The organism is Nocardioides sp. (genome assembly GCF_047606145.1).
In the GTDB taxonomy this organism is placed as follows: domain Bacteria; phylum Actinomycetota; class Actinomycetes; order Propionibacteriales; family Nocardioidaceae; genus Nocardioides.
Genome location: NZ_JASGET010000074.1, coordinates 16,431 through 38,010, shown reverse-complemented (window position 1 = coordinate 38,010; position 21,580 = coordinate 16,431). Strand labels below are relative to the sequence as shown.

Annotated in this window: 17 protein-coding genes and 1 pseudogene; 13 read left to right on the top strand and 5 right to left on the bottom strand. The window is 70.4% G+C overall.

The window, feature by feature from the left end:
* Positions 1-385: pseudogene (locus QM638_RS09445) on the bottom strand (hypothetical protein); the annotation flags it as partial.
* 230 nt (positions 386-615) lie between these two features.
* On the opposite strand from QM638_RS09445, the gene QM638_RS09440 reads away from it, so the two are divergent.
* The 6 genes from QM638_RS09440 to QM638_RS09415 all read left to right on the top strand — a co-directional run bounded on the left by QM638_RS09440 (position 616) and on the right by QM638_RS09415 (position 7,289).
* Positions 616-1,482, top strand: coding sequence for a methylenetetrahydrofolate reductase (locus QM638_RS09440; protein WP_415141714.1), 867 nt, complete (start codon positions 616-618; stop codon positions 1,480-1,482).
* Positions 1,483-1,600: 118 nt separating this feature from the next.
* Positions 1,601-2,374 carry a DeoR/GlpR family DNA-binding transcription regulator gene (locus QM638_RS09435; RefSeq protein WP_415141713.1) on the top strand — a complete coding sequence of 258 codons (774 nt, stop codon included), beginning with the start codon at positions 1,601-1,603 and terminating at the stop codon, positions 2,372-2,374.
* Positions 2,375-2,541: 167 nt separating this feature from the next.
* Positions 2,542-3,900, top strand: coding sequence for an ABC transporter substrate-binding protein (locus QM638_RS09430; protein WP_415141712.1), 1,359 nt, complete (start codon positions 2,542-2,544; stop codon positions 3,898-3,900).
* A gap of 40 nt (positions 3,901-3,940) precedes the next feature.
* Complete coding sequence (locus QM638_RS09425) at positions 3,941-4,888, top strand: carbohydrate ABC transporter permease (RefSeq protein ID WP_415141711.1); 948 nt, start codon at positions 3,941-3,943, stop codon at positions 4,886-4,888.
* Positions 4,888-5,772, top strand: a complete 885-nt coding sequence (locus QM638_RS09420; protein WP_415141710.1) for a carbohydrate ABC transporter permease — start codon at positions 4,888-4,890, stop codon at positions 5,770-5,772. Before QM638_RS09425 ends, QM638_RS09420 begins: the two co-directional genes overlap by 1 nt.
* Positions 5,769-7,289 (top strand): mannitol dehydrogenase family protein, encoded by a 1,521-nt coding sequence (locus QM638_RS09415; protein ID WP_415141709.1) that lies wholly within the window; start codon positions 5,769-5,771, stop codon positions 7,287-7,289. The genes QM638_RS09420 and QM638_RS09415 overlap by 4 nt, the downstream gene beginning before the upstream one ends.
* Before the next feature lie 3 nt (positions 7,290-7,292).
* On the opposite strand, the gene QM638_RS09410 is transcribed toward QM638_RS09415, so the two are convergent.
* From QM638_RS09410 to QM638_RS09400, 3 genes are read right to left on the bottom strand one after another with little or no spacing between them, the layout of a single operon-like run.
* Entirely contained in the window at positions 7,293-9,269 is a 1,977-nt protein-coding gene (locus QM638_RS09410; protein WP_415141708.1) for a primary-amine oxidase, read from the bottom strand.
* Positions 9,266-10,792, bottom strand: coding sequence for an APC family permease (locus QM638_RS09405; protein WP_415141707.1), 1,527 nt, complete (start codon positions 10,790-10,792; stop codon positions 9,266-9,268). Before QM638_RS09405 ends, QM638_RS09410 begins: the two co-directional genes overlap by 4 nt.
* A 34-nt stretch (positions 10,793-10,826) precedes the next feature.
* On the bottom strand, positions 10,827-12,470 hold the full coding sequence (locus QM638_RS09400; RefSeq protein ID WP_415141706.1) for an amidohydrolase: 1,644 nt from the start codon (positions 12,468-12,470) through the stop codon (positions 10,827-10,829).
* Between the two features lie 134 nt (positions 12,471-12,604).
* Between QM638_RS09400 and QM638_RS09395 the strand changes: the two genes are divergently transcribed.
* The 5 genes from QM638_RS09395 to QM638_RS09375 all read left to right on the top strand — a co-directional run bounded on the left by QM638_RS09395 (position 12,605) and on the right by QM638_RS09375 (position 18,931).
* Positions 12,605-13,213, top strand: a complete 609-nt coding sequence (locus QM638_RS09395) for a TetR/AcrR family transcriptional regulator (protein WP_415141705.1) — start codon at positions 12,605-12,607, stop codon at positions 13,211-13,213.
* Between the two features lie 25 nt (positions 13,214-13,238).
* Positions 13,239-14,174 (top strand): LysR family transcriptional regulator, encoded by a 936-nt coding sequence (locus QM638_RS09390; RefSeq protein ID WP_415141704.1) that lies wholly within the window; start codon positions 13,239-13,241, stop codon positions 14,172-14,174.
* A gap of 208 nt (positions 14,175-14,382) precedes the next feature.
* Complete coding sequence (locus tag QM638_RS09385) at positions 14,383-15,819, top strand: purine-cytosine permease family protein (RefSeq protein ID WP_415141703.1); 1,437 nt, start codon at positions 14,383-14,385, stop codon at positions 15,817-15,819.
* A gap of 42 nt (positions 15,820-15,861) precedes the next feature.
* Positions 15,862-17,364 (top strand): aldehyde dehydrogenase family protein, encoded by a 1,503-nt coding sequence (locus QM638_RS09380; protein ID WP_415141701.1) that lies wholly within the window; start codon positions 15,862-15,864, stop codon positions 17,362-17,364.
* On the top strand, positions 17,357-18,931 hold the full coding sequence (locus QM638_RS09375) for a GMC family oxidoreductase (RefSeq protein ID WP_415141700.1): 1,575 nt from the start codon (positions 17,357-17,359) through the stop codon (positions 18,929-18,931). Before QM638_RS09380 ends, QM638_RS09375 begins: the two co-directional genes overlap by 8 nt.
* 56 nt (positions 18,932-18,987) lie before the next feature.
* On the opposite strand, the gene QM638_RS09370 is transcribed toward QM638_RS09375, so the two are convergent.
* Positions 18,988-20,250, bottom strand: coding sequence for a flavin-containing monooxygenase (locus QM638_RS09370; RefSeq protein WP_415141698.1), 1,263 nt, complete (start codon positions 20,248-20,250; stop codon positions 18,988-18,990).
* 215 nt (positions 20,251-20,465) lie between these two features.
* On the opposite strand from QM638_RS09370, the gene QM638_RS09365 reads away from it, so the two are divergent.
* Together QM638_RS09365 and QM638_RS09360 are read left to right on the top strand one after the other, a co-directional pair.
* Positions 20,466-20,906 carry a RidA family protein gene (locus tag QM638_RS09365; RefSeq protein WP_415141697.1) on the top strand — a complete coding sequence of 147 codons (441 nt, stop codon included), beginning with the start codon at positions 20,466-20,468 and terminating at the stop codon, positions 20,904-20,906.
* Entirely contained in the window at positions 20,903-21,577 is a 675-nt protein-coding gene (locus QM638_RS09360; protein ID WP_415141696.1) for a DUF1028 domain-containing protein, read from the top strand. The genes QM638_RS09365 and QM638_RS09360 overlap by 4 nt, the downstream gene beginning before the upstream one ends.
* Positions 21,578-21,580: the final 3 nt, after the last annotated feature.

Here is a 21,580-nt window from a genome sequence, read left to right as displayed (position 1 = left end):
CTCGGCCGATGGCGGCGATCAGTTGCCAGTCGAGGTGGCAGGTCTTGTCGGCTTGGTCGATCACGGTGGCGGCGCGTTGGTAGGCGGCGAGTGCGGCGGCCGGGATGCCGGAGGCACTCGCCGTCGAGACGATCGCCTTGGCGGTCTTGCTCGAGACCTTGTCGTCGCCTCCGTCCTGCGAGGTGACCGAGGCGGGGCTGTCGATGGCCTGGTCGGGGACGGTGGTGCCGTCCGGCAGGGTCGCGGTGCCGGTGGGCGTGCCGGAGGAGGCCGACGCGGTCGACTCGGTCAGGCCGGCGACGTTGACCGTCCAGGCCACCGAGAGAACGGCCAGCGGTACGAGCGCCGTCGCCTTCTGCAGTCGGCTGAAACGCGGTGCTGACATCCCCTGCTCCCCTTCAGCTCACACCGGCGTGTGAGCCCCCGATCCTCTTGTCCCAAGCGCTGCTGCCGGACTTCCTACTTGGCAGTAGCACTCCCTCGAGACCTGTAACGAAGCGTGCCATGGATTAGTTACGCACGTCACGTTTCCGGCCGAACTCTCGCCCTCTCGACACTGGGACGCGGCCGGGAGAGAATCATGATGCAGTGCGTATGGCGGAAATGGAGTGCGTGATGCGCAACAGAGTGGCGAGACGGCTCGGCGCCGCCGAAGAGAGCGCGGTCGCCGCGGCGCTCGCCACCGCTCGGTTCGAGGTGCTGCCCACCCCGACGATCGCCGAGAAGGTGTACGGCGCCCTGCCGCGTGGGACCACCGTGACGGTCACCGCCTCCCCGAGCCGGGGCATCGAGGCCACCATCGCGCTCGCCTGCGAGCTGGCCGAGAGCGGGTACGACGCCGTTCCGCACCTGGCCGCGCGGATGGTGCCCGGGCCGGGACGACTGGGCGTCCTGGTCGACCGACTGCTGCAGGCCGGCGTACGCAAGGTGTTCGTGCCGGGTGGTGACGCCATCGAGCAGACGCACTATCCAGATGCGCTGGCCCTGCTCGGCGAGCTGACCGCGCTGGGCAGCCCGTTCGTCCAGGTCGGCATCGCCGGCTATCCGGAGTCGCATCCCACGATCAGCGACGACCTGACCATCCAGGCGATGTGGGACAAGCGCAACCACGCCACCCACATCGTGTCCAACCTGACCTTCGATCCTGGCGTGCTGAGCACCTGGGTGCGCCGGCTGCGGGTGCGTGGGGTGACCCTGCCGGTGATCCTGGGAGTGCCCGGACCGGTCGACCGGGCCAAGCTGCTCGGCGTGGCCACCAAGATCGGGGTCGGCGACTCCACCCGCTTCCTGGTCAAGCAGAAGGGCGTGATGGCGAGGCTGGTCGCGCCCGGCGTCTTCTCCGGGGAGTGGCTGGTGACCCGCTGCGCCGGGCTGATCGCCGACCCGGCCGCCGCCGTCGCCGGTCTCCACCTCTACACCTTCAACCAGATCGCCGAGGCCGAGGAATGGCGTCAGGACTGGCTGGCCCGCCTCTCCGGGTGAGGCCGGGTCCGGTGGCCACCCTCGCCACCGACCGATCGGCGATGTGCGAGTGGCCTCGGATCGACACAGCGGGCAGCAACCGGGCGCCCGGTCCTGCCGTTTCGGGCGAAGATCGGGCATGCTGAGCCCGATGGAGGTCGAGGCGCGACATGATCTGATCCTTGCCCGGGCGCGAGCCGAGGGGAAGGTGAGCGTGACGGACCTTGCGCCGGCACTGGGGGTCGCGGTCGAGACGGTCCGGCGGGACCTGAAGGTCCTGGCCGACCGCGGTGTCGTCAAGCGGGTCTACGGCGGCGCGGTCGCGGTGGAGAGCGCCGGCTTCGAGACCGACCTCGACTTCCGCGCGGCGGTGGACGTCGACGAGAAGCATCGGGTCGCCGTCGCCGCGGCACAGCGCCGGCATTCGGCCGAGACCGTCTACATCGACGAGGGGGCCACGCCCCAGTTCATCGCCGAGGAGCTCGCCGGCACGGGGCCGATGACGGTGGTGACTCCCTCGCTCCCGGTGGCGATGCGCCTCTCCGCCGAGCCCGACCTCACCGTGCTGCTGCTCGGCGGCCGGGTCCGGGGCCGCACGCAGGGGACCGTCGATCACTGGGCGGTCCGGATGCTCGAGGACCTGGCGATCGACCTCGCCTACATCGGCGCCAACGGCATCTCCCGCGATCGCGGCGTGACCACCCAGGACCCGGCCGTCGCGGCGGTGAAGAGCACGGCGATGGCGCGCTCGCGTCGCCGGATCCTGTTCGGCGCCCATACGAAGTTCGGCGCCGTGAGCCTGTGCCGCTTCGCGGATCTGCGCGACTTCGAGGTGGTGGTGACCGGCGTCGAGCTCTCCGCCGCGGACGCGCATCGCTATGCGGCCCGTGGCGCTCCCGTCATCCGGGCCTGAGCCGCCCTGAGCCGCCCTGAGCCGCCCTGAGCCGCCTGTCACCGGGCGAGACGAACCGGGCATGAACCGGGTAGTCCCGGGGCAGGGATCGGACTACCCCTCTGCGGGCGAACTCCACCAGGGTGGCTTGTGACGGGTGTCACTCGAGGCCGAGCGAGGAGCAGAGGATGCGTGGAACGTTCGCGGTGGCCGTGGCGGTGATGGTGCTGCTCGCAGGCGCGCTGGCGGGGTGCTCGGCCGGCGCCGGCCAGTTCATCGGCGGCGGCGCCGACACCATCACGGTGCTGATGGTCAACAACCCCCAGATGCTGGAGTTGCAGAAGCTGACGGCCGCCCACTTCACCAAGGAGACCGGCATCCACGTGCGCTACGTGGTCAAGGTCGAGCAGGACATGCGTGACACGGCGAGCACCGAGTTCGCCAACCAGTCCGGCGTCTACGACGTCGCGACGCTGTCCAACTTCGAGATCCCGTACTACGCGAAGGCCGGCTGGGTCGCCGACATGGACAGCATCGCGCAGGACCCCTCCTTCGACCAGTCCGACATCTTCCCGTCGATGACGAAGGCACTGTCCTACGACGGCAAGCTCTACGGTGAGCCGTTCTACGGTGAGTCGTCGTTCCTGATGTACCGCAAGGATGTCTTCAAGAAGCTCGGCATCACGGTGCCGGCGAACCCGACCTGGGACCAGGTCGCGAGCTGGGCGGCGAAGGTCGACCAGCAGCAGACCGGGATGAAGGGCATCTGCCTGCGCGGCCTCGCCGGCTGGGGCGACAACCTGGCACCGCTCACGACGGTGGTCAACACGATGGGCGGGACCTGGTTCGACGAGGACTGGAACGCCCAGGTCAACACCGGTGGGTTCAAGAAGGCGGCGAACTTCTACGTCAACCTGGTCCGCGAGCACGGCGAGCCGGGCGCTGCGACGTTCAGCTTCCCGCAGTGCCTCAACGCGCTGCAGCAGGGCAAGGTCGCGATGTGGTACGACTCCACCGCGGGGGCCGGGTCGCTGGAGGCCCCTGATTCGCCGGTCAAGGGCAAGATCGGCTACGTCGCCGCGCCGCACGACCAGACCTCGCGTTCCGGCTGGCTCTACACCTGGGCGTGGACGATCGAGAAGGCCTCGTCGCACCAGGCGGATGCGATGAAGTTCGTCAGCTGGGCCTCGAGCAAGGAGTACGAGAAGCTCGTCGAGCAGGACACCACCAGCGAGACCGGCGGTCCGACCAACGTTCCCGCGGGCAAGCGGGCCTCGACGTACTCCGACCCCGCCTACCTCAAGGTCGCGGCCTCCTTCGCGAAGCCGACGTTCACCGCGATCCAGAACGCGCCGACGACGAATCCGGGTGTCCAGAAGCGGCCCTACACCGGCATCCAGTTCGTCGGGATCCCGTCGTTCACCGACTTCGGCACGGCCTGCGCGAAGTTGATCAGCAGCGCCATCGCCGGCTCGGTGAGCACCGACTCGGCGCTCGACAGCTGCCAGAAACTCGCCCAGGCCGCGGGCGACCGACAAAAGCAGTGACCAGAGCAGTGACGAGCCGAAGGCGAGCGGAGGCAGACAGATGACCGCGTCAGTCGCAGAGGAACCCCATCCCTACGTCGGTGGCCAGGCCCCGGTCGCGGCGTACCGCAAGTGGGGCCGGGAGTCGTGGGTGCGTCGCGCGCCGCTGTTGCCGGCGCTGGTGTTCCTGATCATCGTCACCCAGTTGCCGTTCGTGGCGACGCTGATCATGTCGTTCATCAACTGGAGCGCCCAGCCGGACGCGCCGGGGAAGTCCTTCGCCGGCCTCGACAACTTCAAGACCGTCTTCCAGACCGCCGCCTACCGGCAGGCTGTGCTCACCACGATCGAGATGACCGTCACCGTCGTCGTGGTGAGCGCGGTGCTCGCCCTCGGGATCGCGCTGCTGCTCGACCGGGCGTTCATCGGCCGCGGTGTGGTGCGCACCATGATGATCGCGCCGTTCCTCATCGTCCCGATCGCTGCCGCGGTGTTCTGGGGCAACGGCATCCTGCAGACCGGCTTCGGCCTGGTGGACGGGCTGCTCGGGGAGCTCGGTGTGCACGACGCCCAGAACATCTCGTTCCTGACCAGTCACCCCAAGCTGTCGATCGAGATCGCGCTGATCTGGCAGTGGACGCCGTTCATGATGCTGATCCTGTTGGCCGGGCTGCAGTCGCGGGATCCCGAGGTGATGGAGGCGGCCCAGATCGACGGCGCGAGCACCTGGCAGACCTTCCGGCACATGACGATGCCGCACATCCGCCGCTACCTCGAGCTCAGCATCGTGCTGGGCACCATCTTCATCATCCAGAACTTCGACTTCGTGCTCGGCATGACGGGCGGGCTGAACTCCACCAACATCCCCTACTCCGTCTACGAGGTCTTCTACTCCGCCAAGGACTACGGCGTCGCGTCGGCGCTGGGGGTCCTCGTCGTGATCGGCTCGATCATCGTGGCGACCTTCGGTCTCCGCGTCGTGTCATCCCTGCTCACCGAGGAGAACTGATGTCCGCGATCGCCCAGTCGGCCCCGTCGTCTCAGGCCGCCCAGACCCCTCGCGCGCGCAACCGCCGACGGGCGGGAACGATCGCGATCGGCCTCGGTGCCTGGCTGATCGGGATCGTCTTCATCGTGCCGATCCTCTACATGGTGCTGACCTCGTTGCACCGTCCCGGGGACGCGCAGACCTACCCACCGAGCTGGACCGCGCCGCTGACCTTCTCCAACTACAAGGGCCTGTTCGACAGCTCCGACGGGATCGGCATCCCGCTGCTCAACTCGGCCTTCACCAGCATCGTGTCCACGGCGCTCGTCCTGGCGCTCGCCTTCCCGGCGGCGTACGCCCTCGCGGTGAAGCCGGTCCGCCGCTGGAGCGATGCGATGTTCTTCTTCCTGTCCACCAAGATGCTGCCGTTGGTCGCCGGGATCCTGCCGATCTATCTGTTCACCACCAAGGTCATCCACATGCCCGACAACGTGTTCGTGCTGGTGGTGCTCTACACCTCGATGAACCTGCCGATCGCGGTCTGGATGATGCGATCCTTCCTGGCCGAGGTCCCGCCCGCGATCATCGAGGCCGCCTCGATGGACGGCGCGGGCACCATGACGATCCTGACCAGGATCATCGGCCCGATCACGACTCCGGGGCTCGCGGCCACCTCGCTGATCTGCTTCATCTTCGCCTGGAACGAGCAGCTCTACGCCAAGGTGCTGACCAGCGTCACCGCCCAGACCGGGCCGGTCTTCGTCAACACCCTCATCCAGACCGAGCACTCCTACCTCGCCCAGCTGGCCGCGGGGGCGACGGTCGTGTCGATCCCGGTGCTCTTCGCCGGCTTCGCCGCCCAGGACAAGCTGGTCCAGGGCCTCTCCCTCGGGGCGGTCAAGTGACCCGTCTGGCCACCGCCGAGCTGGCGAGACTGGCGGCCCGGCTGCCGGTCCCGACCTATGACCGCGACCGGGTCGTCCCGGGAATCGTCCACCTCGGTGTCGGGGGCTTCCACCGTGCGCACCAGGCGAGGTATCTCGACCGGCTGATGAACCAGGGGCTCGCCCTCGACTGGGGGATCGTCGGGGTCGGCCTGCTCCCGGCGGATCGGCGGATGCGGGACGTCCTGCTCGCCCAGGACTGTCTCTACACGGTGGTCGAGAAGGAGGCGGATGGCGAGCTGAGGCCCCGGGTCGTCGGCTCGATCATCGACTATCTCTTCGCGCCGGACGATCCCGAGGCGGTGCTGCGCCGGATGGCCGACCCGGCCACCCGGATCGTCTCGCTGACCATCACCGAGGGCGGCTACCACCTCAATCAGGCGACCGGGGGGTTCGACGCGAGTGACCCCGGGATCCGAGCGGACCTGGTCCCCGGGGCCACACCGCGGACGGCGTTCGGCTACATCGTCGAGGCGCTCGCCCGGCGCCGGGAGGCCGGGGCGGCGCCGTTCGCCGTGATGTCCTGCGACAACATCCAGGGCAACGGCCACATGGCCAGCGAGATGATCGCGGCCTTCGCGACGCTGCGCGATCCGGACCTCGGCAGCTGGATCGCCGCGGAGGTCCCCTTCCCCAGCTCGATGGTCGACCGGATCACGCCGGTCACCTCCGCGGAGGACCGAGAGCTCCTACGCCGCCGGTTCGGCGTCGAGGACGGGTGGCCGGTGGTCTGCGAGCCGTTCAGCCAGTGGGCGTTGGAGGACCGCTTCCCCGGTGGGCGGCCGCCGCTGGCGGAGGCCGGCGTGCAGCTGGTCGACGACATCGAGCCCTACGAGCTGATGAAGTTGCGCCTGCTCAACGCGAGCCACCAGGCACTGTGCTACCTCGGCTACCTCGCCGGCTACCGCTACGCCCACGAGGTCGCCCAGGATCCGCTCTTCGTCGGGTTCCTGCTCGGCTACATGGAGCGCGAGGCGACGCCCACCCTCGCACCGGTCCCCGGCGTCGACCTGGCCGCCTACCGCCGACAGCTCGTCGAGCGATTCGCCAACCCCTCCGTCCGGGACACCCTTGCCAGACTGTGTGCGGAGAGCTCGGATCGGATCCCGCAGTGGCTGGTCCCGGTGATCCGTCACCGGCTCGACCACGGCGGCGAGGTCGGACGCTCCGCGCTGGTGGTCGCGGCCTGGGCGCGCTACGCCGAGGGGGTCGACGAGGAGGGGCAGCCCATCGAGGTCGTCGACCGCCGTCGCGAGGAGGTGATGGCCCGGGCGGCCCGACAGCGCGAGGACCCGCTGGCGTTCCTCCGCGACCGGGATCTCTTCGGCCACCTCGTCGACGAGCCCGGCTTCACCGAGCCGTACGCCGAGGCGCTGGCCTCGCTCCATGCCGTCGGTGCACGCCGGACCCTGGAGGTGACGGAGCGCTCGGCCGCTGCACCCGACGTGCCCGGTCCGGTGGGACCGGGGTCACGGTAGGGATCAGTGACACGAGGAGCCACCCTCGGCCGTGGACGCGGAATGACAGGGGGCGGTCGTCGGCCGCGGGGCGTCCAGGGCCGGGTTGCGGTCGAAGAAGCCGCTCGGCCTGAGCACGAACCCGGTGTAGTCCACCGGCATGATCGGCCAGTCCTCGGGTCGGGGGAAGTGGGTGAGTCCGAAGGTGTGCCACACCACGATGTCGGTGCCGTCGATGTCCCGGTCGGCGGCCGTCCAGGTGTCGATACCGGTGTTGCCGGGGTTCTGGTTGACGAACCGGCCCGACGGGTAGCGCTCGTCGCGGTCGTGCGCCGTCACCCACAGATGCTTGGTGGTGAACGCCGCTCGCCGCGCGATCGAGGACGTGGCATCGGCCAGCAGCGTGGGCTGACCCTCGGGATGCAACGTGTAGCCCACCGGTTGTCCCATCGCGTTGGGTCTCGACGGGTTGAGCAGGCGCCAGGTGCGTCCCACCGACCCGTCGGCGAGCCGGGCCGCCTCGGACTCGCGGGCCAGCCTGGTCGCCGTACGGGTGAAGGCGTTGCCGTACGGGTTCTCGGCCGAGACGGGGACCCGGACGGCGTCGACCTCGTCCACTGCGTTCCCGACCCCGTCGATCATCAGGTCCAGGCGTGCGCAGAAGAGGTGCTGGTGGTACGGCGCTCCGATGCCGGGCGCGATCTCGCTGGCCCAGGGGTACGGCGACCCGTCGGCCCGTGGCCCCGGGTAGACGGAGGCGAACACGACGCCCGTCGCCTTGCACTCCAGTTCGATGGTGCCGTCGAGGTAGAGGTACCAGTAGAACCCGTAGTCGTAGTTGCCGACGGTGATGAAGAACGAGATCACCAGTCGCCGCTGTCGACGCGTCGAGCTGGTGGCGTTGTAGGAGTCGGTGTGCTTCCACAGCACGCCGAAGTCCTCCTCGTGCATGCAGATGGCGTTGTGGATCCGGCGCGGGCGACCGTCGTCGTCGGCGAGGACGGCGTCGAAGTACCGGATCTCACCGAGGCAGTCGCAGCCCAACGCGAGTGAGTTGGCCTCCTTGCCGAGCGAGTACTCCCCGGCGTCGAAGTAGTTCTGCCAGAACCGCACCGGCGAGGGGTCGCCGTAGGGGACCACCATCTCGGCCACCGATGCGCGGTAGACGATCGGGCGCAGCCGGTCCTGGTTGCCGTCGTGGAACCCGATCTGATGCAGGGTCAGGCCCTCGACCTGGTCGAACCCGATCCGGAACTCCCAGTTCTCCCAACGCACCACGTCACCGTCGACGGTGAAGCTGGCGCCCTCCGGCTGGGTGATCTGGATCGGTCGCTGCGACGTCCGCTCGGGTACGACGTCCGGGCCGGTCTCGAAGTCGTGCCGCTGGGCGGGGATCTCCAGGCCGGCGTCGGTGAAGTCGGGGTCCTCGACCAGCTCGACGACCTCGGCGGTGTTCAGGTCCACGTAGGCGACGATGCCGTCGATCGGGTGCGACCAGACATTGTCGGTCCCGTCGAGCTGGAGGAAGGAGAGACAGCGCACCAGCCGCCGACCCTCCTCTCCGGGGATCTCGAAACAGCCGGCGCTGAGCGCGGAGATCCGGATCCGGTGGGGCTCGGTCAGGCCGCGGCGGGCCATCGCGGCACACCAGGCCTCGTCGGCCCACAGGATCCGCTCGACCAGGTCGAACTCCTCGCCCATGATCGGCGGCTGGCCCTCGGCGACCACGTCGACGCCCCGACGGGAGACCACCACCGCCTCGGTCAGCGAGACCACGACCTCGGCGACCTCCCCGGTCCCGCGGTCCAGCAGCACCGATCGGACCCGACGGTCCCAGGGCGTGCCAGGCCGCCATGCCAGCACCTGCGCCTTGTCCGGCTCGTCGAGCTGGACCAGCGGGAATCGGGTGGTGTCGCCGACCAGGCCGGCCTTGTCGAGGACCGTCCGGTTGAGCTCGATCTCCTCGGCGGTGAGCCGGTCGAGCGGGTGAGTGGCGATCATGCCTGGTGGTTCCCTTCCGTGTTGAGCGTGGCGGTCCCGACCGTCGGCTTCGCGACGGTGATGCCGCGGCGCACCCGAGCGCCGCCGACGTACCCGACGGCACCGAGGGCGAGCAGTACCAGCAGCGTGCCGATGGTGAAGACCTCGAAGGTGGCCCGGCTGACGCCCCACACGTCGTCGAAGCCGTAGTCGATGCCGACGAGCCCCTCCAGGGTGCCGGGGAAGACGGCGACCCAGGACCCGAGCGCGATCCAGGCGAAGCAGACCCAGCCCATGATCGCGAAGCCGCGGTCGGAGACCGGCACCCGGAACGGTCGCGGTCGCTCCGGGTCGAGCCGGCGCAGCCTGATCGCCGCCGGGATGACCAGCAGGTAGGAGAGCAGGAAGGTGCTGATCGCGATGGTCAGCACGACCCCGAAGATCGCGCCGGCGCTGCCGCTGAGCTGCATCGCCACCAGCATGAAGACGGTCGCGACCGTGCCGGAGAGGAGATTCACTCGAACCGGTGTGCTCAGCCTCCTGTTGAAGACACCGAAGAAGCCCCCGAAGAACGCGCCGTCGGCGGCGGCGATCGCCTGCATCCGGTCGGAGATGATCATCCAGGAGGCGCCCTGGGTCATCAGGATGAAGACCAGGCACACCGAGAGGATCTTGAGCAACGGTCCGGCGGCGCCGCCGTACACGCCGAAGACGGTGGCGGTGGCGTCGAAGAAGCCGCCGATCCCGGTGATCTGCGACTTCGGCACCACCATCAGGATGGCGAAGATGGGCAGCAGGTAGCAGACCGCGGCGGTGCCGCAGGAGCGCAGGATCCCGAACGGGACGTCGCGGGCCGGGTTCTTCATCTCGCCCGCCGCGCTGTTCCCGGACTCGAAGCCGAGGTAGGCGAAGAGCAGGATCGGGGTGGCGCCGAAGAGTCCGGTCGCGGTGGGGGCGAAGTCGCCCAGGGAGAGACCGGAGGTGCCGTTCTCGATCGCGTAGATGATCGCCGTGCCGACGAAGACGACGAGCAGCCCGACCTTCATCAGCGCACCGACCGTCGGCAGCCACTTGCCGTAGCGCAGGCTGACGATCGCGGCGATCACCGTCAGCCAGGTGAAGACCAGCTTGAAGGTGTAGTCGGCGAACGATCCGCTGGAGATCGGGGCAAGGTTGATGTTCCAGCCCTCGGTGGCCAGGAACGCCATCGACCCGCCCACCCACACCGGCTGGGTGACCCAGGTGAGCAGCGCGGCGATCGCGCCGGCCTTGCGGCCGAACGCGTCGCGCACCCAGGTGTAGGCGCCGCCCTCCTCGGTGAACGCGGCGCCGGTCTCGGCGAAGATCAGGCCGTAGGGGATCAGGAACGTGATCGCCAGGACGAGCGTCCAGGTGAACGCCTCGGCACCGAAGGCGGAGACCTGGCCGAGGGTCTCCAGGCCGACGACGGCGGCGATGAGCAGGAACAGCAGGTCGAAGCGGCCCAGGCTCTTGAAGAGCCTGGCTTCCTGCTCCTGGGCGAGTGCGGTGGGGGTTGCGGTCATGGGCGTCTCCGGGGTGCGGGCGGTGCGACGAGGGTCAGCGTTGATGGACGGGGCTGCCGGCGACGTAGGTCGCCTGCACCGAGATCGAGGACAGGTCGGCCGCGGCGACCTCGAGCGGGTCGGCATCGAGTACGACGAGGTCGGCGGCCGCCCCGACTCCCAAGGTGCCGGTCGCGTCGAGCCGACTGGCTCGGGCGGCACCGGCGGTGGCGGCGTGGAACGCGGTGGCCGCGTCGATCCGCTCGCCGGGCAGCAGCGGCACCGTCCGGGCGTGCTCGTCCTGGGCGTGCGGGTCGTCGAGCGGGGCGGTGCGATTGACCGCCACGTGCATGCCCCACAGCGGATGGGGGCTGGAGACCGGCCAGTCCGAGCCCATCGCCAACGGGGCCGAGGCGGCGTGCAGCGCACCGAAGGCGAAGTGGTGCGCCTGCTGGCTCTCGGTGAGATAGGGCAGCTTGGTCTCCACCAGGACCCGGTCCTCCCGGGCCCACAGCGGCTGGACGTTGGCGATCACCCCGAGGGCCGCGAACCGGTCGACGTCGGCCGGGTCGACCATGTCGATGTGGGCGATCTGGTGCCGGTGGTCTCCGCCGTGTTCCGCCGCCTCGATGGCATCGAGACACTCCCGTACGGCGCGGTCGCCGACCGCGTGCAGGTGCAGGTCGAAGCCCTCGCCGGTCAGTGCCCGCGCCACCGTGCGGAGCTCGTCGGGATCGACGAAGCTCAGTCCGTGCTCGTGCGGCCGCCCGTGATAGCCGTCGATCACGGCCGCGGTGAGGTTCTCGCAGACGCCGTCCTGCATGATCTTCACCACCCCGGCCCGGAACCGAGACCCGTCCCGGGCGGCCGCCGCACTCTCGTCGCGTCGCCGGCGGAGGTGCCCGATCTGCTCGAGGCCCTCGGTGAGCTGCCACCACAGCGCGCCGGTCACGCGAGCGGTCAGCCGGCCGTCATCGGCCACCGCCCGATAGACCGGATACAGGTCGGGCACGCCGAGCATCTGGCCGACAGCGGCGTCCTGCCAGCCGACGATCCCCATCGAGTGCAGGTAGGCCTGTGCCTCCAGCAGGGCGGCGGTGAGCTCCTCGGTGCTCGGGTCGGGCACGAGGTCGGTGACCAGATCGGCCGCCGACTCCATCAGCAGACCGGTCGGTCGACCGTCTCGATCGCGGTGGATGCGCCCACCGGCGGGATCGGGCGTGTCCGCCCCGATGCCGGCCCGGGAGAGTGCTGCGCTGTTCACCCACACGCTGTGCGCGTCATGACTGGTGAACACGGCCGGTCTGGTGCCGGTGACCGCGTCGAGGATCTCGGCGGTCGGGAAGCCGCCGGGGAAGACGTCGCCGTACCAGCCGGAGCCGAGCAGCCAGTCCCGACCGGGGTGGGCTGCGGCGTAGCCGGCGACGCGGTCGCGGTAGTCGTCGAGGTCGTGCAGCTCGTCGAGGTCGCAACGCAGCCGGTTGAGCCCGCCGAGGATCGGGTGGACGTGGGCGTCGACGAAGCCGGGGACGACCACGCCATCGACGTCGAGCACCTCGGCGGTCCCGAGCGCGTCGCAATCGGCCGCGCCGACGGCGACCACGCGTCCGGCCCGGACGGCGATCGCGTCGGTGAGCGGCGAGGTGGCGTCGACCCGGATCCGTCCCCGGATCACCAGGTCGGCCGTGCTCTGCGCCATCGCGTCTCCTCCGTGTTATTTGCGGCTTGCGTCAAAGAATGTGATCCAGACCATGTCATGGCAGCGCACCGGCGGGGTTAACGCAATATTTCGGGTGGCTCGATTCTTTGATGAGGGTCATAGATAATGTGGAAGTGGCTCGTCCCAAGAAGCAGCAGCAGCGCCGCGCCGACCTGGTCCGCGCGGCTGCCCGGGCGATCGCCGTACGGGGCGTCGCGGGGCTGACGGTGCGCGATGTCGCGGCTCAGGCGGAGATGTCCCCGGGTGCGGTCAGCTACTACTACCGGGAGCTCGACGAGCTGGTGCTGGCGGTTCACGCCGACGCCGTACGACGCTTCTACGGAGTGCGCCGGGAGGCGATCGACGCGATCGACGACCCGGCCGAGCAGCTTGCCGAGCTGGTCCGGTTGGGGGTGCCGACCGGCGCCGACGACCTGGTCTGCCGAGTGCTCTACGAGCTGCACGTGCACGGCGCCCGGAGCGCGCCGCATGCCGCGCTGATGAGCTCGCTGTGGGAGCAGGAGGTCTCGCTCTACGAGCTGGTGCTGACCCGCGGGGTGGAACGCGGCACCTTCGGGCTGCGCGGCACGCCGCGTCGGGTCGCCGAGACGGTGGTCGCGCTGGAGGATGCCGTCGGCCTGCACGTGGTCGGCCACAACCCCGGCGTCACACCGGCCCGGGCCTTGGAGCTGGTCGCCGGACTGGTGGAGCTCGAGGTGGGACGCGCGGGCGTTCCGTCCTGAGCCCTGATACGGGAGGATCACGAGGATGAAGCAGCCGTCGTTCACCCTGGTGCAGCTGCGCTACTTCGCGGCCGCGGCCGAGCACGGGAGCATGACCATCGCCGCCCGCGAGCTGGTCGTCTCCCAGTCAGCGGTCTCGACGGCCATCGCCCAGCTGGAGAAGGGCCTGGGGGTCCAGCTGCTGCTGCGCCACCATGCGCGCGGGCTGGCGCTCACCGCCGCCGGGCGGGAGTTCTACGCTGAGCTGCGCGGCTATCTCGCCCACACCCAGGAGCTCGCCGACTCGGCGACCAACGCCGGGCAGGCACTCGTCGGCGAGCTGGTGATCGGCTGCTTCGACACGCTGGCGCCGTTCTGGCTGCCCACCCTGGTGGCCGAGTACGGCCGCCGGCATCCGGGCGTCGAGGTTCGGGCGCTCGAGGACGAGCACAGCGCGCTCAAGCGGGCGTTGCGCGGGGGCGAGTGCGAGGTCGCGCTGATGTACGGCTACGACCTGGGCGAGGATCTGGTCCCCACCGTGGTCGGGGTGGCTCCGCCGCACGTCGTCCTCGCCGCGGACCACCCCCTCGCCGGGGGCGCCACGGTCGCGCTGGCCGATCTGGCCGAGGAGCCGATGGTGCTGCTCGACCTGCCGCACACCAACACCTACTTCCGCTCGCTGTTCGCCGAGCTCGGGATCGAGCCGCAGGTGCGGCACCGCACTCGCGGCTACGAGACGGTGCGTGCGATGGTCGCCGCCGGTCACGGTTACGCGGTGCTCAATCAGCGGCCCGCCCACGACCTCACCTATGCCGGCGGCCGGGTGGTGGCGCTACCGATCCGGGAGGAGCTGGCGCCGCTCGACATCGTTCTCGCCCGGGCGCGTGATGGTCGGCTGACCCGCAAGGCCGAGGCCTTCGTGAAGATGTGCGTCGGGCTGCACCGGGACGAGGAGCCGGCGAAGGAAGCGGCGGCCAGGTGAATTGTTGCGATGCAGCGCATCGACGCGCTCGATGAGGCGGCACCCGGTGTAACCCGGGCGAAACCGTTGCTCGGGTGGGTGGTGTCCGGGAGGTAACGTCCGGAGCTTGCATCACTTCTGTTGATGCAAGTGTTGAATTTTGCGCGATGGACAGATGACGCGGCGGGATCGAAGGTGGTGGGCGACACCGCCGCAGATCGGAGCCCCCATGCAGACCAAGCCCAGCGAACCGAGCGCAGCCGAGGCGCCCGAGCGGCTCGAGCAACGCACCATCGAGCACATCCCGGCCTCGGCCCGGCACGGTCGCGCCTCCCAGCTGTTCACCATCTGGTTCGGCTCGAACATCATGCTGCTCACCATCACCAACGGCGTCATCGCCACCGCCGCCTACGGCCTCTCGATCTGGGCGGCCCTGCTCGCGCTGGTGATCGGGAATGTGGTCGGCGGGGTGGTGATGGCGCTGCACGCCGCACAGGGGCCGCAGATGGGCGTCCCGCAGATGCTGCAGACCCGGGCCCAGTTCGGCTCCTACGGCAGTCTGCTGGTGGTCACCATCGTGGTGGTGATGTACACCGCGTTCTTCGCCTCCAACATGGTGCTCGGCGGCCAGGCGCTCGCGGCCCTGACCTCGATCGCCGAGACGCCGGCGATCGTCCTGGTCGGCGTCCTCGGCGTGGTCGGCGCGATCTACGGCTACCGGGTCATCCACGCGATGGCGGGTGCGCTGAGCCTGCTGGCCGGGCTGGCGCTGCTGGCGGCGTTCTTCATGCTCTTCGTGGTGGTCGGCATGCCCTCGGGTGCGCTCGGCTCCGGGTCGTTCTCCTGGGCCGGCTTCATGGGCACGATCTCGCTGGCCGCGCTGTGGCAGATCGCCTACGCGCCGTACGTCTCGGACTACACCCGCTACATGCCGCGCGACACCGGCGTGCGGGCGGCCTTCTGGGCGACGTACGGCGGCTGCGTGCTCGGCTCGCTGTTCCCGATGATCCTCGGCGCGCTCGTCGGCGCCGCGTGGCCGGCGCTCGACACCTCCTCGCAGGTCCAGAACGGTGGCGGTGCGCTCGGCGGCGTCATCCTGGCGGTCTTCGCGCTCAGCATCGCCGCGACCAACGCGATGAACCTCTACTGCGGCGCGCTGTCGACCCTGACCATCGGCCAGACCCTCCGGCCGGGCTGGCAGCCACGGGCCGCCACCCGGACGATCGTGTGCGCGGTGATCTTCGCCGTGGCGCTGATCATCGCACTGCTCGGCAAGGGCAACTTCCTGGGGAACTTCGAGAACTTCATGCTGCTGCTGCTCTGCGTGCTGATCCCGTGGACCGCCGTCAACCTGGTCGACTACTACCTGATCCGGCACGGCGACTACGACATCGACTCACTCTTCGAGGCCGACGGCGGCGTCTACGGCCGGCTCAACGTCCCTGCCGTGTGCTGCTACGTGATCGGCATCGGCGTGCAGATCCCGTTCCTCTCCAACGCGCTCTACACCGGTCCGGTCGCCACCGCGCTCGACGGGGTCGACATCTCCTGGGTCGTCGGGCTCGCGGTCATCTCGCCGCTCTACTACGTCTGGGCGCGCGCCACCCGCCTGTCCCGGGACGCCAAGGCCGCGACCGCGCGCGTCGGGACGCCGCTGGCTGGCTGAGCGCTGCCCGCGATCCGTCGAACCCGTCCCCAAGGAGCATCAGTGACCGTTGCCATCGACCGGGCCGACCGGGCCGCCTGGGCAGCCCTCGCCGAGGAGCTCACGCTCCCGACGGCTGCCTGGATCGGCGGGCCGGTGGCGTCCCGCGCCGGCGTCACCCGGACCACCGTCGATCCCGCCACCGGCCTGGCGCTGGCCGAGGTGGCCGAGTGCGCCGCGGAGGACGTCGACGCCGCGGTGGCGCTGGCCCGAGCGGCGTACGAGTCCGGCAGCTGGTCGCGCACCCACCCCCGGGAGCGTGCCGGCGTGCTCAACCGGCTGGCCGAGCTGATCACCGAGCACTGCCACGAGTTGGCGCTGCTGGACAGCCTCGACGGCGGCAAGCGCATCGCCGACACCGTCGGGATCGACGTACCCGGCTCGGCGGCGATCCTGCACTGGTACGCCGAGGGTCTCGACAAGGTCTACGGCGAGGTGGCGCCGACCGGACCCGCCGACCTGGCCACCGTCACTCGGGAGCCACTCGGCGTGGTGGCGGCGGTGGTGCCGTGGAACTACCCGCTGGAGATGGCGATCTGGAAGGTCGCGCCGGCGCTCGCGGCGGGCAACAGCGTCGTGCTGAAGCCGGCGGAGGAGACGCCGCTCTCCGCGCTGTTGCTCGGCCGGCTCGCGGCGGAGGCCGGGCTGCCCGACGGCGTGCTCACGGTGGTGCCCGGGGCCGGTCCGGTGGTCGGGCAGGCGCTCGGCCGTCACCCGGACGTCGACGCCGTCACCTTCACCGGCTCGACGCCGGTCGGCCGGCTCTTCCAGACCTACGCCGGGGAGTCCAACGGCAAGCAGGTCTGGCTGGAATGCGGTGGCAAGAGCGCGGTGGTGGTGCTCGACGACGTCGCCGACCTGGACGCGGTCGCCGCGGGCGTGTGCGCCGGGATCCTCACCAACTCGGGTCAGGTCTGCTCCGCGACCTCGCGGCTCGTCGTCCAGGCAGGGGTGGCCGAGGAGCTGACCGCGCGGGTGGTCGACCGGGCCTCCCGGATCGTGGTCGGCGACCCGCTCGACCCGGTCACCGAGATGGGGCCGGTGGTCAGCAGTCGGCAGGCCGCCCGGGTGCGTGCCTACATGGAGCTCGGCGCCGACCAGGCGACGGCGGCGTACGGCGGCGGGCTCGTCGAGGGCGCCCGGACCGACTGCTTCCTGCGGCCACAGGTCCTCACGGGTGTCGACCCGGCTGCCGCCATCGCCACCGAGGAGGTCTTCGGGCCGGTCCTCACCGTGCACACCGTCGACAGCGTCGAGGACGCGATTGCCGTCGCCAACGCGACCCCGTTCGCGCTGGCCGCCGGGCTGTGGACCGACGGCCTGCGCCGCGCCCACACGGTCGCCGCCCGGCTGCGCGCCGGCACCGTGTCGGTCAACTGCGTCGACGCGCTCGACGTCGCGACGCCGTTCGGCGGGTTCGGACACTCCGGCTACGGCCGGGATCTCTCGCTGCACGCACTCGACAAGTTCACCGGGTTGAAGACCACCTGGATCCACCATGGCTGAGCCGCGCGACTGCTATGACGTGGTGGTGGTCGGCGGCGGGACGGCGGGCTCGCTGCTCGCCACCCGATTGGCCGAGCGTGGCCGCGACGTCGCGCTGGTGGAGTGGGGGCCCGACGACGAGCACGAGCCGCGCGCCCGCGAGCTGCGCCGCTGGGAGGAGATGCTCGAGGGTGAATACGACCTCGACTACCGCTCCGAGCCCAACGCGCGCGGCAACTCCCACATCCGGCTGGCCCGGCTGCGGATTCTCGGCGGATGCTCCACCGCGAACACCATGATCGCCTGGAAGCCGCTCCGCGGCGACCTGGCGGAGTGGGAGGCGCTCGGCGCCACCGGCTGGGGACTGGACCGGCTCGGGCCGCTCTACGACCGCCTGCGTACGCCGATCCAGCCGGTCACCCCGGCGGACCGGAACCCGTTCGTGGCCGACGTGGTCGCCAGCGCGGTCGCCGCGCTCGACGTGCCCGAGCAGGATCGTTGGAACGACGGGCGGCTGGAGGAGTCCGCGACCGGGGCCGGCTTCTTCGAGGTCGGCTACACCCCGGAGACCAACCTGCGCTCCTCGACCTCGATCCACTATCTGCACGCCGCCCGGGCGGCCGGCGACGGCCCCGAGGTGCTCACCGGGCTGCGCGCCGTACGACTGCTGTTCGACGAGGATGGTGCGACCGCCGCGACGCCGCGCGTCGGCGGCGTGCGCGTGCGCGACGCCATCGGGGCCGAACGCGACCTCCTCGCCGCCGGGGACGTGGTGCTGTGCTGTGGTGCGATCGACTCACCGCGGCTGCTGCAGCTCTCCGGCATCGGTCCGGTGCGGGTGCTCGAGACGGCCGGCGTCCCGGTGGTCGCGGACCTCCCCGGGGTGGGCGAGAACCTGCAGGATCATGTCGAGGGCCTGGTGGTGTGGGAGGCGGCGCACCGGCCGCCGCAGACCTGCGCGAGCGGCTGGGACGCCGGCGCGATGATCCGGCTGGACGGCACCGTGGAGAACCGGCCCGATGTGATGATGCACTTCCCGGTGCGACCGTGGGCCGTGCACGCCGATCGGTACCTCGCCGAGCACCACCGGCCACCGCTGCCCGAGGACATCGTGAGCATCGCGCCCAACGTGGCGCGCCCCCAGAGCCGCGGTCGCACCTGGATCGACTCCGCCGACCCCGAGGCGCCGCCGCGGATCGACTACCGCTCCTTCACCGACGCCGACGGGCACGACGAGCAGATGCTGCTCACCGGAGTCCGCCTCGCCCGCGAGATCGCGGCCCGACCGCCGATGAGCGACTGGCTCGGGCCGGAGCTCTTCCCCGGACCGGACGTCGTCTCCGACGAGGATCTCTCCGCGCTCCAGCGGGAGATCCATCAGACCGTCTATCACGTCAGCGGGACCTGCCGGATCGGCGCCGCGGACGACCCGGCCGCGGTGGTCGACCCCGAGCTCCGGGTGCGAGGCGTGGCGGGGTTGCGGATCGCCGACGCCTCGGTCTTCCCGACCCTGACCTCGGTCAACCCGGTGGTCACCGTGATGCTGGTCGCCGAGCGCGCGGCCGACCTGATCGCACCGTTGGAGTAGGGCGGTCGGCGTGCACTGCGGTGTCACTGCGGTGTCACTGCGGTGTCACTCCGGTGTCACTGCGGCGGTCGCGGTGCCCGGTAGGCGAGATAGCCGCGCTGGGTGACGATGTGGTCGGCGATGTGCTTGGCGTCGTGCCACACCCCCCAGATGAAGCTGGAGCCACGCCGGGAGAGCCACGGCAGACCGACGAAGTAGACCCCCGGCTCGGTCGACACGCCGCGGCGATGAGCGGGCCTGCCGTGCTCGTCGAACGCGTCGACCTGCAACCAGCCGTAGTCGGTGGTGAAGCCGGTGGCCCACACGATCGAGGTGACGCCGGCGGCGGCCAGGTCGAGCTCGACGAGCGGGTCGGTCACGCACGCCGGGTCGGGACCGAGTAGGTGCGCCTCCGGCTCGGCCGGCAGGTCGAGTCCGTTCCGGTCGACGTACTCGTCGGCCTCGCGGAGCAGGGCAAGGTAGCTGGCGTCGCCGGCAGCGATGTTGGCGGCCAGGTCGGTCTCGAAGGTGAGCACGCCGTCCCGGTGGCCGGCGGTGCGGCCGACCAGGGTGATCCCGGCGGCGGCGAGCTCGCGGAAGTCGACGGTGCGCCCGCCATGGGCGCCGCTGACCGCGATGGTGACGTGCTCGGCACCGGCCGGAGGGGTCTCGAGGTCCCACAGGCCGAGGACGCCGAGCCACCAGCAGAAGTCGCGACCGCGATAGGAGCGCGGTGGCCGGTCGTGCGGCCCGACGGAGAGGTAGACGTCGCGGCCGGAGGCACGCAGCTCGTCGGCGATCTGTACGCCGGACGACCCGGCGCCGACGACGAGCACGCCACCCTCGGGCAGCTGCGCGGAGTTGCGGTAGGAGCTGGAGTGGATCTGGGTGAGCCCGGCGCTGTCGGGAACGATCGGCGGGATCACCGGGATCTGGAAGGGTCCGGTGGCGGCGACCACGAACCGCGCCTCGACGGTGCCCTCGGAGGTCTCGATGGTGAAGCCCGGCCGGCCGCTGTTGCGGCGTACCGAGGTCACCGCGACGCCGCATCGGATCGGCGCGGAGATCTTCTGGGCGTAGTCGGCGAAGTAGTCGGCGACCTGGTCCTTCGCGGCGAACCCGTCCGGGTCGACCTCGCCGAACTCCATGTTCGGGAAGCGGTCGTGCCAGGCGGGCCCGTTGGCGACCAGGGAGTCCCAGCGGCCGGTGCGCCAGCGTTCGGCGATCCGGTCGCGCTCCAGCACCAGGTGCGGCACGCCCGCGGTGCCCAGATGCTCGGACATCGCCACTCCGGCCTGGCCGGCCCCGACGACGAGAACCTCAACCTGCTCGGTCGACATCAACAACCTCCACTGCTAGGCGAACCGCCTCGTTGATCAGCACGCTCAGGTGTGCCTCGGTTCGATCCTCACCGCCGGCCCGGCCTTTCGTCCAACAGATGTTCTTGTCACATTGGTTCGGTTCTGTTGATCCAGTCCCTGGATCGGCAGAACCGATCTAGATCGTGTGAAAGATCTGTTGGACACCGACACGGGTCTGGGCTGGACTGGCCTCCATGAGTGCTCCCATCGTCGCCGGCGGACACATCCGGATCCGTCCGTTCAACACCAAGGTCACCTACCCCGAGCAGAACCTGGACAACGATCTGTGTCAGGCCGTGGTGGCCGGCAACACCGTCTACGTCCGGGGACAGATCGGGCAGGACCTCGACACCAGCGAGTCGGTCGGGATCGGCGACGTCGGTGCGCAGGCCGAGCAGGCGATGGCCAACATCGACATGTTGCTGACCGAGGCCGGAGCCCGGATGGAGCACCTGGTCAAGCTGACCGTCTACATCGTCGACCCGCGGTACCGGGAGACCGTCTATCGCACCATCGGGCGCTGGACGAAGGGTGTGCACCCGATCTCGACCGGGCTGGTCGTCTCGGCGCTGGCCCGGCCCGAGTGGCTGGTGGAGGTCGACGCGATCGCCGTCATCCCGGAGGGGGCGAAGTGACGTTCTCGGTGCTGGCCACCGACGGCGACGGCGCCGTCGGCATGGCCGTGACGTCCTCGAGCCCGGCGGTCGCGGCTCGCTGTGTGCACCTGCGCCCGGGCGTCGGCGGGGCCTCGTCGCAGAACGTCACCGATCCGCGACTCGGACCGGCCCTGCTGGACGCGCTCGCGGGCGGTGCCGATGCGGAGCAGGCGATGGCGGCGGTCGTCGCGGCGGTGCCCGCGGATCTGCGCGCCCACCGGCAGCTGACGGTCCTCGACCTCGGTGGCGGGGCGGCGGCGTTCTCCGGGAGCGACACGCTCGGCACCCACCACGAGGTCATCGGCGAGAAGGTGGTCGCCGCCGGGAACATGTTGCGCACGCCCGAGGTCGTCGAGGCGGTCGTTCGCGGGTTCGCCGCCTCCGCCGGTGAACTGGAGCAGCGGCTGCTCGAGGCGCTCGAGGCGGGCCTCGCCGCGGGTGGCGAGGAGGGGCCGCTGCACTCGGCGGGCCTGGCCGTCGTACGCGGGGAGGAGTGGCGGGTCACCGATCTCCGCGTCGACTGGCACGAGGAGCCGATCGCCGAGCTGGGCAGGCTGCTCGAGGTCTGGCTGCCGCAGCGCGACGACTACGTCACCCGGGCCCTCGACCCGACCGAGGCACCGTCGTACGGCGTCCCCGGCGACGAGTGACGC